This window comes from Acetobacterium fimetarium, from assembly GCF_014284475.1.
In the GTDB taxonomy this organism is placed as follows: Bacteria; Bacillota; Clostridia; order Eubacteriales; family Eubacteriaceae; genus Acetobacterium; species Acetobacterium fimetarium.
On sequence record NZ_WJBC01000004.1, the window covers coordinates 115,705 to 130,608 of the forward strand.

15 protein-coding genes and 1 riboswitch are annotated in these 14,904 nt (G+C 46.1%); of the genes, 3 read left to right on the forward strand and 12 right to left on the reverse strand.

The window, feature by feature from the left end; translation table 11 throughout:
• Nucleotides 1-102 precede the first annotated feature (102 nt).
• The 9 genes from GH808_RS04270 to GH808_RS04310 form a co-directional block, all read right to left on the reverse strand.
• Nucleotides 103-1,053, reverse strand: a complete 951-nt coding sequence (locus tag GH808_RS04270) for an ABC transporter substrate-binding protein (RefSeq protein ID WP_243166099.1) — start codon at nt 1,051-1,053, stop codon at nt 103-105.
• Between the two features lie 130 nt (nt 1,054-1,183).
• Nucleotides 1,184-1,377, reverse strand: a riboswitch (cobalamin riboswitch).
• Nucleotides 1,378-1,404: 27 nt separating this feature from the next.
• A complete protein-coding gene (locus tag GH808_RS04275; RefSeq protein ID WP_243166100.1) occupies nt 1,405-2,181 on the reverse strand; it encodes a sugar phosphate isomerase/epimerase family protein in 777 nt (258 codons plus the stop codon).
• A gap of 26 nt (nt 2,182-2,207) precedes the next feature.
• Nucleotides 2,208-3,176, reverse strand: a complete 969-nt coding sequence (locus GH808_RS04280) for a glycosyltransferase (RefSeq protein WP_186841553.1) — start codon at nt 3,174-3,176, stop codon at nt 2,208-2,210.
• Nucleotides 3,169-4,293, reverse strand: a complete 1,125-nt coding sequence (locus GH808_RS04285) for an FAD-dependent oxidoreductase (protein WP_186841554.1) — start codon at nt 4,291-4,293, stop codon at nt 3,169-3,171. Before GH808_RS04285 ends, GH808_RS04280 begins: the two co-directional genes overlap by 8 nt.
• A 1-nt stretch (nt 4,294) precedes the next feature.
• A complete protein-coding gene (locus GH808_RS04290) occupies nt 4,295-5,407 on the reverse strand; it encodes a DegT/DnrJ/EryC1/StrS family aminotransferase (protein ID WP_186841555.1) in 1,113 nt (370 codons plus the stop codon).
• Between the two features lie 41 nt (nt 5,408-5,448).
• Entirely contained in the window at nt 5,449-6,186 is a 738-nt protein-coding gene (locus GH808_RS04295) for a glycosyltransferase (protein WP_186841556.1), read from the reverse strand.
• Nucleotides 6,183-7,220: an S-methyl-5-thioribose-1-phosphate isomerase gene (gene mtnA, locus GH808_RS04300; RefSeq protein ID WP_186841557.1), complete on the reverse strand. Its 1,038-nt coding sequence runs from the start codon at nt 7,218-7,220 to the stop codon at nt 6,183-6,185. Before mtnA ends, GH808_RS04295 begins: the two co-directional genes overlap by 4 nt.
• 1 nt (nt 7,221) lies before the next feature.
• The gene (locus GH808_RS04305) at nt 7,222-7,980 is read right to left on the reverse strand and encodes an MTAP family purine nucleoside phosphorylase (RefSeq protein ID WP_311135749.1); all 759 of its coding nucleotides are present in this window, start codon (nt 7,978-7,980) and stop codon (nt 7,222-7,224) included.
• 206 nt (nt 7,981-8,186) lie between these two features.
• Nucleotides 8,187-9,584 carry a DUF2284 domain-containing protein gene (locus GH808_RS04310; protein WP_186841558.1) on the reverse strand — a complete coding sequence of 466 codons (1,398 nt, stop codon included), beginning with the start codon at nt 9,582-9,584 and terminating at the stop codon, nt 8,187-8,189.
• A 275-nt stretch (nt 9,585-9,859) separates the two neighbouring features.
• Between GH808_RS04310 and GH808_RS04315 the strand changes: the two genes are divergently transcribed.
• The 3 genes from GH808_RS04315 to GH808_RS04325 all read left to right on the forward strand — a co-directional run bounded on the left by GH808_RS04315 (nt 9,860) and on the right by GH808_RS04325 (nt 12,612).
• Nucleotides 9,860-10,552: an iron-sulfur cluster assembly scaffold protein gene (locus tag GH808_RS04315; protein WP_186841559.1), complete on the forward strand. Its 693-nt coding sequence runs from the start codon at nt 9,860-9,862 to the stop codon at nt 10,550-10,552.
• A gap of 11 nt (nt 10,553-10,563) precedes the next feature.
• On the forward strand, nt 10,564-11,562 hold the full coding sequence (locus GH808_RS04320; protein WP_186841560.1) for a GGGtGRT protein: 999 nt from the start codon (nt 10,564-10,566) through the stop codon (nt 11,560-11,562).
• Nucleotides 11,563-11,718: 156 nt separating this feature from the next.
• Nucleotides 11,719-12,612, forward strand: coding sequence for an Abi family protein (locus GH808_RS04325; protein ID WP_186841561.1), 894 nt, complete (start codon nt 11,719-11,721; stop codon nt 12,610-12,612).
• Between the two features lie 232 nt (nt 12,613-12,844).
• Here GH808_RS04325 and GH808_RS04330 read toward each other — a convergent pair whose 3' ends face one another.
• The 3 genes from GH808_RS04330 to GH808_RS04340 all read right to left on the reverse strand — a co-directional run bounded on the left by GH808_RS04330 (nt 12,845) and on the right by GH808_RS04340 (nt 14,891).
• Nucleotides 12,845-13,516 carry a hypothetical protein gene (locus GH808_RS04330; RefSeq protein WP_186841562.1) on the reverse strand — a complete coding sequence of 224 codons (672 nt, stop codon included), beginning with the start codon at nt 13,514-13,516 and terminating at the stop codon, nt 12,845-12,847.
• 164 nt (nt 13,517-13,680) lie between these two features.
• Nucleotides 13,681-14,400: a DUF2971 domain-containing protein gene (locus tag GH808_RS04335; RefSeq protein WP_186841563.1), complete on the reverse strand. Its 720-nt coding sequence runs from the start codon at nt 14,398-14,400 to the stop codon at nt 13,681-13,683.
• Between the two features lie 263 nt (nt 14,401-14,663).
• Nucleotides 14,664-14,891, reverse strand: coding sequence for a hypothetical protein (locus GH808_RS04340; RefSeq protein WP_186841564.1), 228 nt, complete (start codon nt 14,889-14,891; stop codon nt 14,664-14,666).
• Nucleotides 14,892-14,904 lie beyond the last annotated feature (13 nt).

The window sequence follows — 14,904 nt, forward strand, 5'->3', positions numbered from 1 at the left end:
TGTTCGCCTTGATGCAAAGAGCCTGCCCCTTAGGGTGCAACACGATGTAACAATTGTCGGTACTGCGTTAGTACTTTGTCTACAGCCTTCGTCTCTGTCATTTTATTTACTGAATACTTCCGGATAAATGCCCGCTGCAATCAACGCCATTCCGTCGATGATGCGGGGACCCGGCCGCTGAATCATGTCGCTTTCCGGGGTCAGATAATCAAAATAGACCACTTTGTCATTGGCAATGGCATTGATCTTATCAAAACCGGCGGTTGCTTTGATTACATCTGGTTTGGTGTAAAGCGAAACGTAAACATCCGGATTATCAGCGATGATTTCTTCCGTGCTCAACTGCGCCCACTGACTTGAAGCATCAGCAGCGATGTTCTTGGCGTTCAGCTCGGTCAGCATCGAATCCAGCATCGAACCCGGACCGGCTGTGTAGAATTTTCCGATATCGATAAAGACCGATTTCTGATCCTTCACGGTCGCTGCCTTGTCAATCAGTTCCTGGCGCTGCTTCTGCATGCCTTCGACAACTTCTTTGGCCTTGTCATTGGCATTGGCAATCTGCCCGGCCATGACGATATTGTTCATGACCCCATCAATGCTCGTGGGGTTGACCACAATTATCTTCGTGCCGATGGCTTTCAGCTGCTGTGCCATTTCATCCGAGACAAAATCCGAGGACATCACGATATCCGGTGCCAGCTCGATGATTTTTTCAAGATTCGGAGTTTTGAAAGTTCCGATGCTGGTGACCGCCGATGCTTCTGCCGGATAATCACAGTAATCGGTCCGACCGACCAGTTTGCTTCCCGCGCCAATCACAAAGATTATTTCAGTGTCAGATGGCGACAGCGAGACGATCTTCTGCGGTTCCTTATCAATGGTGACCGCCGTGCCGGAATCATCCGTGATGGTCAGCGGGTAGGTGGTGGCGCCGCTTTTGGTATCCACACCCGACGCCGTCTTGGTTGCGCCTGACTGCTGACAGCCGGAAAAAGGCATTACTAAAGCAATAACAATCAAAACCGCCAGAATACTTTTCATTCTTTTCATTTTCTTTTTCCTCTTTTCATTGATAGACTAACTGTACCGGTTACAGGCTCGCTTTTTTTTGCCAAAAATAAATCCAGCTTCCTGAGGAGGCTGGATATTAAACAAAAGGTCTAATCCTGTTCTTCCCACCGAAGAAATACAATGATCAATGAGTTTCCTGACTTTTGCTTCATCCGCCATTCTTCCTTCCGATCTTCTGATCGTGGTTTGCAAGAATCTTGTCAGCAATTACAGTAGCGGGGGCTGTAGGGGACTTCCACCCCTTTCCTCATTACTTTACTATTATATTATTCGCAGTGTACCATAAATCAAAATATATTTCAATTGATTTATATTGCGTCTGTCCGGCATCTATGCTTTCATCCTCAGACTTTTCAGCACCGCTGCTGCAAACGCCGCGGGCTCCTGCTGTCGCCAGGCTTCGTTGGCCACGACCTCATAGGAAATGGTTTCGATCGTCGGTACCGTCAGAATTTCGGCCATCACCTCATCGAGCGGAATGTTTCCCTCCCGCGGAATCCAGTGGCGGTCCTGTTTAAAATCATTATCCGACAGATGCAGAGCCTTGATCCGCTGCTTGTACTTCTTTAAAATCCGGCCGCTGTTCTGTTCCTCCAGAAAATCATGGGAGCTATCGTAGCACATGCCGAAACGCGGGGTATCGATTTCTCCCAGCAGGTAATCCAGCAGATGTTGTCGAGAGACATTTTCGACGGCCAGATCGACGCCGTATTTTTCGGCGGTATCGGCCAGTTCCGAGAAGAAGGCCTTGCCCTTGTCCAGATCCGGTTCGAATTCGTCCAGGTCATTGGTGTGCATCACCATCACCGGAATGTCGAACCGCCGGCAGTCGCGGATGTAATCCCTGAACACTTCCAACTTCGGCTGAATTTCCAGCCGGGAGGCGGTCCAGATATCGCTGTAGCCGATAAAGGGGGCATGAATATTGGTGATTCCCAGTCCGCTTTTTCTGACGATCTCGGGGAAATCTTCCTTCTTCAAAGCCCAGGGCTCCAGTTCATCCTCCCATGAAATCATCGCTTCGTCAAAACCGGCGTCGGCAATCACCCTGATGCGTTCCGCAAACTTCATAAAATAACCGAACCAGGAAAACATGCTGTATTTCATAAACTTCACTTCCTTGTTTACTGTATTTATTCACTCATCGTTTCTACCGATTCGATGGTGTATTTCTGTTTGCTGAAGACCAGATCGATCAGCATCGACAGGTATTTGATCACCACCGCCAGGATTGCGAAGACGCCGAAGAATCCGAACACGATCACCATCATCGTCGAAGTGTAACCCGAAATGACCTGATCCGTAAAGAAGCAGGCCAGAGTGTAAATGCCGATGCCCAGGGTCGCCACCATCATAAAAACCGCCGCCAGCAGCGAGGCCCGGTAGGCCACATTGGTGTACAGAATCAGCGAGTCCGCCGCCATTTCCTTGCGCTGATGCCGGGTCTCCTTGTCATACTCTCTGGTACTGGACAGATCGTTGTCGTATTCAATGGTGTCGATTTTCAGTCCGCAGTTGGCATAAACCGCTTTCCGATAGGGAATGGTTTTGCTCATTGAATGGACTCGGTTGATCGCCCGCCTCGACAGCACCCGGAAATTTTCCGTTCGCAGTGGATGAGGACTGTGGGAATAACGGTTGAACACGGTATAGAACAGCTTGGAAGTTTTGCGTCCGCATTTTTGGGGAGCAGCGTTGACGATATCGAAGCCAGTCAGCGACCGGTGATAGACCGCCATGATCAGACTGAGGTCATAATCCGTTGCCATCTTGTCAAATTCAAAGACAAAATCGCCGATCGAGATATCGATTCCCGCATTCATCGAAAGCTCCACGCCCTGATAAAAACTCATGTTGACCACATTGATCACCGTTCCCGTGATGGTTTTGGCCGTCTCCCGGATGGCCTCAATGCTGCCGTCGTCCGATGCGTCGTTCACACAGATGATCTGGTAGTGATCAAAATTCTCGCTTAAAACCGCATTGATTTTGAGCAGAAAATCCCGAACCCGCTGAGCATCATTGTAAACATAGATGACCGCCGAGACAAAGTTTTTTTCTTTTTCTTTTATTTCAATGGTATTCTTTTGCGCTTCAGTCATTTCGCAACACCTCATCTAAATCATAAACTGTATTGATCTTCCCCGATAAAACGGAAACAAAGGTCGGCTTTTCGCTGGCCTTTCGGATCACCGTCGGCCGGGAATCGTCCACTTCCGACGCCTTGAGTATCGGCTTCATCGAAAACAGCGAACCGGTGTAGCTAAAACCGTAGGCTTCTTTCAGATACTTTCTTGCCATACTCGACATGTAAGGCCAGGCCGATTCCGGCTGCGCCGGACAATCGTTGCAGTTGCCCAGCTGTTGCGGCGTGCAGTAACCGCCACTTCGCGCCTGGCAATGGAAAGCCGGCAGGCTCTCAAAAGAAGACACATGCGGCGTAAACGTCACCGATGTCAGCGAATGGCTGCCGGTTTTTCCGAACGGCATGATCGAAAAAAACGGGCCGTCCATCACGGTAATCCCCACATCGAGCAGCTGTTCTTTCGCCTCGCAGAGAATGATCTCGCAGAGCTCGTACTTTATTTTAAACGCCTCAAAACCGGCCAGATCAAGAATCTGGTTGGTTGATCCGTAGGTGGCATTGAGCAGAAAGCCGGTTTCCACCCGTTCGCCATTTTCAAGCAGAATCTCATAGACATCGCGCTGTCTGACAATATCCCGGATGCGAACGCCGTAGCGGATCTCGACATTGTCAAGCTTCTCAATCGCGTCCATAAAAAACTGCCCCAGAATGGCAGCGTCATAGGTGTATTCCTTGGTCAGAAAGGCGCCGTCGCACATGCCCTTTTTGAAATACTTTTCCGGAACCACTTCTTCACAGGGAATTTCCGCTGCCCGGCAGAACTGGACGAACTGTTCCCGATTGGTCCAGCTGAAGCTGCCGCTGGTCGCATAAACCTGCTCAAATTCGCTGTGAATGCAGAAGTCGTAATCCCTGATAAAGCGGTTGAAATAATGGGCCGATTTAATCGCCGTCGCATAGGACCGCGGATAATGGTAACCCATATGGACCCGCGCCTGATTGATATAGGTCGCCCGTTTAAACGGCGCCGCTTCCCATTCCAGCACCAAAACCCGTTCTCCACGCTCGCCGCAGGCTTTCGCCGCATAGAGACCGTAGAGGCCGGCTCCGATAATGATTTTGTCCCAGGCCATCTTATTGCTCCAGCGCCTTTGGCACAAAGGCATTGATCGCGTCGATGACTGTATCCATCTCCGCTTGCGTCATGCCGTAGAACAATGGCAGCGAGAGCACCTCGTTGGCCACCCTTTCGGTGATCGGCAGGCTGCCCTTTTTAACATTCAGATAGGCATAGGCCTCGGACAGATGCGGCGGTATCGGATAATGAATGATGCTGCCGATGCCCTGCTCTTCCAGATAATCCTTGAATTCATCCCGGTAGGGTGTCATGACGACAAACTGATGCCAGACGGCTTTCGAATCCTTTCGGCATTTCGGCAGCTGGATCACCGGATTCTTGATGCCGGCCAGATAGGTATTGCAGACCCGGCGGCGGTCTTCATTCAAGGCATCCAGATACTTTAGCTTGACATTGAGCATCCCCGCCTGAAATTCGTCCAGCCGCGAGTTGGTTCCCACCACTTTGTTGTAGTAGCGTTTTTCGCTGCCATAGAAACGGTACATCCGAAACGCTTTGTAAAGCGCTTCGGTATTGACGGTCACGCCGCCGCCGTCGCCGAAGGCGCCGAGATTTTTGGACGGATAAAAGCTGAAACAGCCGATATCGCCGAAAGAACCGGTTGCCTGTCCTTTAAAGGTGGCACCATGGCTTTGGGCACAGTCCTCCACCAGGTAGAGGTTGTGTTTTCTGGTGATGTCCACGATCTTGTCCATTTCGCAGCATTCGCCGTAAAGATGCACAACCAGGACCGCTTTCGTTTTGGCGGTGATTTTTTCTTCGATTTTGTCCGCATCGATGGAATGATACTCATCCGGTTCAACAAAGACCGGAGTCGCACCGTTGATGGTGATTCCCATCACACTGGCGATGTAGGTATTGGCCTGAACGATGACTTCGTCCCCGGGGCCAACGCCTAAAATCCGGAAGGAAAGCCACAGCGCATCCAGACCGTTGCCCAGTCCCACGCAGTATTTTGTTCCGATATATTTTGCGAAGTCCTGCTCGAATGTTTCCACTTCATTCCCCAGCACATAGTTGCCGCTTCGCATAATTTCCAGCGCTTTTTTTTCGTATTCATCCTGATGTTCTTCGTAATGTCTCAATAAGTTATTTGCAGGTACCTTCATCCTCGTCTCCACCTCTGTCAATATTTAAATAATCGCGTATTCTATACTCTGGAAGCCTTGCGGTCTTCCCTGATAAATTCTGATTTCAAAAACTGAATTTGCCGGAGATAGGATACCACAGTTTTTATAACTTTTACTTTAGTATCGTAATCATCCTGCCAGATCACCGGGATGTCGTGGACTTCAAGACCCATCCGCTCCGCCCGCAGCAGCAGCTCAACGGTATAAAACCAGCCATTGTCCTGGCTGGAAGCCGCAATCAGTTTCTCGATGGTTTCTTTCCGGTAGAAATCAAACCCACAGAGCGCATCGGTGAATTTGTTCCCGAACACAATGTGCAGCAGGGTGTTCAGCCCCTGCGAGGTAAACTCCCGGGACGGCTTGCGCCCGATGACCGTGGAATCCTTCATCAACCGGGAACCCTTGATGACCTGCACCTCGGGCTGGTTTTCAAAAATCTCCTTCACCTCTCTGAGATGATCGATTTTTGTGGACAAATCGATGTCCATATAACCGACGATATCGCAGTCATTATCGGCAATGCCGGTTCTCAAGGCCACACCAACACCACGTTGTGCCGTTTTCAGATAGCGCACCTCTTCGTGTTTCGCGCAGAGGCGCCGGCTGATTTCTTCCGTTGCATCGGTCGATCCATTATCGATGATGGTCAGCTGATACTCAAACAGTTTGTTCTTCTTCAGGAAAACCAGGGTTTTCAGAATCCCTTTTTCCAGTCGCCGTTCTTCATCCAGAACGGGAAATAATATATTTACTTTCATTTTTCCCCACTTAACTTTGGAATATTGATATCAAAGGGCGGATAGACCACCCCTTTTTCGGTAATAATCGCCGTCACATTCTGATGCGGCGTCACATCAAAGGCCGGGTTTTCCATCGCCACACCATCCGGCGCGATCTGAATCCCGCAGATGTGACTGATTTCCCGGCAGTCCCGTTCTTCAATCACAATCTCGTCGCCGGACTTGATCGAAAAATCGATGGTCGATGTCGGTGCCGCCACATACATCGGAATCCCATGCGCTTTGGCCAGCACCGATACCGAATAGGTGCCGATTTTGTTGGCCACATCCCCATTGGACGCGATGCGGTCCGCCCCCACAATCACGCCGTCGATTTTTCCCTGCTTCATCATCCAGCCGGCCATGTTGTCGGTGATCAGAGTGACCGGAATGCCGTCAGCCTGCAGCTCGTAGGCCGTCAGCCGGGCGCCCTGCAGAAAAGGTCGCGTTTCATCGGCATAGACGGAAATGTTCTTGCCCGCCTCATGAGCCGCGCGGATCACGCCCAGCGCGGTGCCGTAATCCGCCGTCGCCAGGGCGCCGGCGTTGCAGTGCGTCAGGATGGTATCGCCGGCATGAATCAGCTCGGCGCCGTGTTTTCCCATATCCTTGCACATTTTGATGTCTTCGGCGCAGATGTCATCCGCTTCTTCTCTGAGCAGTTCGATAATCTGAGAACAGGTTTTATCCTGATTGTCCGCCAGCACTTTTTCCATCCGCCGGATTGCCCAGAACAGATTGACGGCGGTCGGACGGGTGGCGGCAAGCAATGCGCAGACTTCTTTCATTTTATCATAAAAAATCGCTTTGGGCTCGTCAATATATTCCAGCGCACCAAAATAAACCCCATAGCCGGCGGTTACTCCGATGGCCGGTGCGCCCCGCACGATCATATCGACGATCGCTTTGGCAATCTCGCGATGATCGGTATACGAGCGGATAATCAGTTCTGTGGGAAGCTTGGTCTGATCGATCAGTTTCAGTTCCCCGTCCTCACAATAAACCGGCTTCACCTTACACCTCGAATTTTTCGACAAATTTGAAGATCAGCGCCTTCACTTTTTCCGCATTTTCATTCAGAACCCGGATCACTTCGTCGTTGGTCACCGGTTTGATGTCCGGATGTCCTTCCAGGCCGGCATCATAATCGGTGATCAGGGCAATGTTCACCACCGGAATTTCCTGCTCCAGACACAGATACCCCTCGGGATACTGGGTCATATTGACCACATCCGCGCCCAGCAGTGCAAACATGCGGCTTTCAGCCACGGTTGAAAAACGGGGCCCGTTGATGACCATCACGGTGCCGCCATCATGGACGGGAATGCCGCATTCCTTTGCTGCTTCAATCGCCAGCACTCTGAGCTTGTCATCATAGGGATGGGCTGAGCTTAAGTGATTCACCTTGGGTTTTTCAAAAAATGTATCTTTTCGGCCGGAGGTCAGGTTGATAAACTGATCGGTCACCACAAAATCGCCGGGTTTCATTGCAAATTTCAGGCTGCCGACACAGCACGGAGAAACAACGGCTTTGACGCCCAGGCTTTTTAAGGCATGGATATTCGCCCGATAATTGATTTCTGAAGGATTGAGAGTATGCTCTTTGCCATGACGCGGGATGAATGCGATGGTCTTAGCACCGACTTTCAGTAAACTCACTTCATCGGATGGTTTTCCGTAAGGCGTATCTACTTCAATTTTTTTTACCTCTTTACCCAATTCATATAGACCAGAACCGCCAATAACACCAATATCTGCTGAATAATACATCATTTTTCTCCTTCTTATCGTTATCTTCGGCATTTGCCAAACTGCCGTGAGTTTCGCTGCCGGTTTGCGCGAACCAATTCGGTAGACCTTTTATCTGATTATACCTTAAGATGCCTGATATGCAAATAGATTGTGTCCACAGTGCTGAAAAATCAGCAACAGCAGAAACAATCCATGTTGTTAGATGCTATTTTTTTTATCGGGATAATTTATTCGGGAATGTTTAAAGTTGACAATGTGTTCTTGGTGACGATGGGCTCTTCCTCATCATCCACCCGGGTTTTGAAACCCAGCCACTGATATTTTGAATCATCCTCTTCTGCTACCGGTTCTGTTTCGTCCGTTTCTTTTGCAGCCGCTTCGATGATGACTTCCTCTGAGGCGACTTCCGGAACGATCGTTTCCTCAGCAACCGGCATGTTCGCAGCCGGCGGTGCCGCTTCGACCGCTTCCGGCTCCGGCTCTTCTACATCGGCACTTGCCTTTTCCGGATCAGCTGCTTCTTCCCCGTCCAGCACCAGTTCGCTCATTTTTCGGATCGGCCGTTTGAGAAATTCATCATCATCCGCCTTCGCCTTGAACCCGAGCCAACGGTATTGGGAATCATCCTCTTCTTCTAGCTCCGGTTCCGGTTCCGCCGTTTCTTCGGGAACAGCCGCCACGACAATCACTTCTTCCTTGACTTCCGGAGCGGTGTCCTCTTCAAACACCTGTTCAGCTGCCACTTCCTCGGGTGTCTTTTCCGGCTCTGTCGTTTCCTCGCCCTGAACCGTCACTGTCCAGCCCATTTTTGTCGGCGCATCTTCCGGATTTCTTTCCGCTTTATAGCCAACCCAGCTTTTTTGGGGACGGTATGGCGGGATCTCATCATCGATGATCTGAGCAGTGGCCTTAACCTCTTCTAACTTGCCATGAATCGTTTCCGACGGCTTGATTTTTTCCGAGACATGAAAACCGGTATCGTACTGATCCGGCGCATACTTGACCCAGCTTTTCTTTTTATCCGGGAAATATTTTCGCAAGATCTCTTTCGGAATCTCCTCGTTGCACAGAATCGCCGAAACCGATGTCAGCACCTTGGGCAGGCGCATATTTTCCGGCCATTCCAGGGTCATCCCCACCTCATATTTGACCAGCGAGGCCACGTCGAATCCCAGCGATTCCAGTGAGTACCGCATCAGGCCGGGATTTCGGCACGGCTGATTGGATTTTCGGGCACAGGGCAACTTCTGGATTTCACAAATGGGGCAGTTGCCGGGAATCAGCCCGATGGCACCCTCCACTTCGTTCTCAATCTCCAGGAGTGTTTTCCAGGTCATCACTTTCATCGCATCGAGCTTTTCGGTGCAATAGCGGCTGATCTCCTTGGGATCGCGGATATTCCGGATATCATCCCTCGGCACTTCAAACTGTCTTCCAATGATATGCATATATTTAAACTGTTTCAAAAAGATTGCTTCATCAAAGATGTAAGTAGGACATGACCAATACTTAGAAAAATTGGGACACTGCTTGCAATAGCCCAGCGTTTTCTCGCGATCGAAATATTCTTCCATCAGATATTCTACGCGTTTGGCGCCAAAGCTTAATTTATTTTTTAATTCCATTCTTTTCCATCCCTTCCTAGTCAATTCGACAACTGTCTGATCTTCATGGTTTTATTTAATTGAATGTTAAGATAACTTTAAAATTTGCAGCTAAAATTCACCTATTTCAGGCTTCTGATTCATTCTACATCGATTTTCATCAATCATCAATTCAACTTTTTGTCCAATACGGGTATTTTTCCCCTGTTTTTCTTAATAACATAAAAATTACCTGTTATTTTTAATATTTTACGTCTATAATAAAAATGAGTAATTTTTTGAAGGGAGATTAATGAATGGAATATTCTCACGAAATTAAAAGTATGTGTACCGTTGGCAATAATGCAAACCACGGTTGTGCACCGATCCCCGAGGAGGGCAAGTGGGTTCAGGCAAAGGACGTTACCGATATCTCCGGCTTAACCCATGGTATCGGCTGGTGCGCTCCTCAGCAGGGCGCCTGCAAGCTGACTCTCAATGTAAAGGATGGCATCATCGAGGAATGTCTGATTGAAACAATCGGTTGTTCGGGAATGACACATTCAGCTTCGATGGCCTCTGAAATCATGCCAGGCAAAACAATTCTGGAAGCACTCAACACGGATTTAGTTTGCGATGCAATTAACACCGCGATGCGGGAATTGTTTTTACAAATTGTATATGGTCGTACCCAAACCGCTTTCTCGGAAGGCGGCCTCCCCATCGGAGCCGGTCTTGAGGATTTGGGCAAAGGCTTAAGAAGTCAGGTCGGCACCACTTACGGCACCCTGGCCAAAGGACCACGCTACCTTGAAATTGCCGAAGGGTATATTCAGAAATTGGCGTTGAATAAAAATGATGAAATCGTCGGTTACTCCTTCGTTCATCTTGGAAAAATGATGGAAAGCATCAACAACGGTGTTGAACCTGCTGAAGCTTTGGAAAAAGCCTCCGGTAAATACGGACAATTCGACGATGCAGTCAAATACATCGATCCAAGAAAAGAATAGGAGGAGATCACATGGCATTATTTGAAAGTTATGAAAGAAGAATCGCTAAAATTGAAGAAGTTCTGGCTGCCAATGGCATTGCCTCTCTGGAAGAAGCAAAAGCGATCTGCGACGAAAAAGGCATCGATGTCGCCGCCATCGTAAAAAGCATCCAGCCGATCTGTTTTGATAACGCCTGCTGGGCTTATACCCTGGGCGCTGCACTGGCCATCAAACGCGGTATTACCAATGCTGCCGATGCGGCCGAAGTCATCGGTGAAGGGCTGCAGGCTTTCTGTATTCCCGGCTCGGTTGCTGAACAACGCAAAGTTGGTTTAGGACACGGCAATTTAGGCGCGATGCTCCTGCGAGAAGACACCGAATGTTTTGCCTTCGTGGCCGGACACGAATCCTTTGCGGCCGCTGAAGGTGCCATCGGCATCGCCCGTTCCGCCAACAAGGTCCGAGTCAAACCATTACGCGTGATCTTAAACGGTCTCGGCAAAGACGCGGCCCTGATTATTTCCCGAGTCAACGGCTTTACCTATGTCAAAACTGATTTTGATTTCAAAACCGGAAAACTCAATATCGTTTCCCGTACGCCTTATTCTGAAGGTGAACGGGCTGCCGTCAACTGCTATGGCTGCAACGATGTGCAGGAAGGCGTTGCCATCATGCATTATGAAGGTGTCAATGTTTCCATCACCGGAAACTCCACCAACCCGACCCGTTTCCAGCACCCGGTTGCCGGGACTTATAAAAAAGAAGCCCTGGAACAAGGCAAGAAATATTTCTCCGTTGCCTCCGGCGGTGGCACCGGCCGTACCCTTCATCCTGACAATATGGGCTCCGGTCCTGCTTCCTACGGGATGACCGACACCATGGGCCGGATGCACTCCGACGCTCAGTTTGCCGGTTCCTCATCTGTTCCCGCCCACGTGGAAATGATGGGCCTGATCGGAATGGGTAACAACCCAATGGTTGGCGCGACGGTTTCTGTTGCGGTGGCGGTTGAGGAAGCGAGTAAGTAGAGGTCAACACAAAAACTGAATTATTTCAGACCCAAACCTTGATTATTCAAACTTTGATGGTATAATGATATTAACAGAGTTGCCCGAGACGTTTTACGTCCTATCGGGGACCAGGGCCGGCGTTTATGCTGGCCCTTTTTATTTGGAGGAAATCGAATGGGATTAAAACCACCCTTAAGTTATGTAGATCAAATTGAACGATTAAAGAAAAACGGCGTTGAAATTCCAGATTATGAAACTGCCTTGTCCGTTTTAAGCGAAGCAAATTACTATCGCTTATCCGGTTATGCCCTTCAATTTAGAATCGACCCCCAAAAAAGCCGCTATCAGTCCGGTACCAGCTTTGAGAAAATCCACAACCTATATTTGTTTGACACTGAATTGCGAAATCTCTTAAAATCTTATCTTGAAAAAATCGAAATTCTCTGTCGTACCCGCATCGCCTATGGCTTTTCCTTGAATAAATGTCAGTTGCCCCCCCATGATGGACATTATGAAGATCGAAATTTTTATAATAAAGACAGTCATAAAAAAATTATTGAAAGCCTCCACCGTGAAGAAAACTACAATAAAGATTCATTGATCGTCAAACATCACCGTGCGAAATACGAGAATAAAATGCCTTTATGGGTCTGCGTCGAGATCATGTCCTTTTCCAACCTGTCGAAACTGTATCATGCGATGTACATCAGTGACAAAGAAACCATTGCAGCTTCTTTATCGACACGGCATGATATTTTATCCAATCACTTGCATTGCTTATCGAATCTCCGGAATAAATGTGCCCATGGTGCCCGTCTTTATAACTCGGTCTACAATCCTCCACCAAAACTGGGGATTGCTACGCTTAAAAAATACCCCGATTTAAAAAGCAATTCTTTTCTCGCCTATCTGATTATCATCATCCGACGGCTGACCCAAAATGAGGATAAGAAAGCCCTGGTTGATTCTTTTTTTAATTTAATCGACAAATACCATATTTATCTGGATCTCGATTATCTGGGTTGCCCGGTTAATTATGAAATGATCTTGCGTGGCGAAATTAATTAGATTCAAAACGACCTTTTAACCGGGGACGGTGAAGTGGCTGGCTATGCTGAGTACTGTCAGTCGTTATTGCAGAAGGCCAGCGACGGCCAGGGGTTACTGGTTCTCTCAAGAACAAAAAACACTATACCATTCATTGCCATTGACAGAATACACATTTCAGTGCTCTGGGTGAAGTCGGCATTGCGGGAATAACACCTAGTCTTCATATTTCGAAATAACCGATCTATAACCTTTAACGCAAACTCTTGATCACTTTGAGATACTTTTTAGTGTAATACAACGCTTCGATACTTTCTATATTTTTCAATATTTTGTCAAATTGACTAATACATTCGAGAAGAAATTTGTTGTAAACAGCTTGATACTTTTGGGGTTCTTTTGAGCCAATGATTATTTCTTCAAAAACGAGTTCATAATAGCTTAATTCCTTTTCACAATCTAAAAGTATACTAACGTTATCATCCATTAAGTGGATGATTTTGCGTTTTTTTTTACTGAATTTAAACATGGAATTAAGTTCATTAAATGTGAATTCTACGAGATCTTTTTTCAGTTCTGTATATTCATCTTTCAATACTTTAAGCCCTTCACCCAATACATCAGTATCTTTTTTTCTTTCCAGATTAAATTGAAAAATTATTATTCTATCATGCAGGCAAGTTAGAAATTCAAAAACATCCCTTTGTTTTCTCTTAAAAATAACTATGGAAAAACCAACGGTTATTATTGCGCCTGTGAAAACTGACATAACTAAACCAACATAGAAAGCTCTATGACCAATGAATACTGGTTGAATTATTAAAGGGAGTACAGCAATATCTGAAAATTCTAATATTAACATTACAACCAAAGATGCAATAACAATAACAGCGCCTACAGTTATAACACACTTATTTTCTCTCATAAATAACCCCTCTCATAAATTGTGTTATTAGTTAAAAAATGATCCTTTATTACGTTCAATTCTTGACACTTTTCTTACCTTAAAATAAAACTTAGTACAGTACCCAAAGTCAATTGAAAGCAAATTTTCATATTATTTTAATCCTTAATAACACCGTATAGCTTTTAAAAATCTTTGCACTCATATTCTTCAATGTTTCTTCCATTGTATTCAATCTTAGTATCATAATCGAAAAAACGAATCTTATAATTTTCATTTGAAACGAACATTTTCACAACTCTGATACCATATTTCTGTGCTTGGTTCATTAACAACTCTTCATTTTTTTCCGTAATATTCACACCCAAAATTATTGTTTCCAACTCACCAATTTCAAATTCAAAATATTCTTGACTTACAGGCTTTAGAATCCGATATTCCTTTTCATATTTCCACTCTTCACATTTTTTATAATATGATTCCGTTATGATTTCAAGGATTTCTTTTTCTCCACCTTTTATTCTTTGTTCATCATGTGTCGTAACACTAGGTATATATTTAACCGGCTTAATTTGACTAAACGTACTTTTTGTCGAAAACTGCAAACAAAAACCTCTATAATTATCTGCATAATGCGCCCACATTTGCGGACTTTTACAATTCTCACTCAATGACAATATTCTATGTTGATTCAATCGATCTTCAATGATCGGGTGATGTATATTTAGTGCTTTTGGTATGCTCTGACCTGACACTCCAAGACTGACGTTGAAATTACACCCTTCAAACGGATCATTTAAGTCTTTCCTTCTTGCTAGATATAGACGCTTTTTTTTAAAAATATCTTTCACATATTTTATTTTGACAAATGTTCTATATTTATATATTTTTTCTGGTAAATTCATTAAAACCTCACTTCATTATTGTCAATAATATAGTCAAAATTTCATTTTACATTTACTCATTCCAGCCATAATGAAAACATAAACGTATCATTTTCAACCACCGTATTAAGCTAAACCATAGAACTCAAAGTAATGCTTTATGGTACATTTTTCCGGTTTATTACCGTGGTTCATCAACTACCTCTTCTAACGCTTTCTTTTCTACATGATTGCTTGTCTTTTTATTGAAAAAAACAGCAACCTGTCACTGTTTATGAAACGATTTAAGGTTTTAATATAAAATCCATCTTCGATTCTTTTCCATATTCTATTTTAAGAATTAAATTATCAATATCTTTTTTTAATGCATCTATTTTGTTTTCTAAAAAGCCAGCTTTGGAACCATGGCCATTGTAACCAGCAAACTGTCCAGCTCTTAGATTTCGCAGCTTATTTTCAATATCTTCAATTTCAGGTGCATACAGTGTCGCAATATCAATTTTCTTTTCCATTTAATTTTTCCTC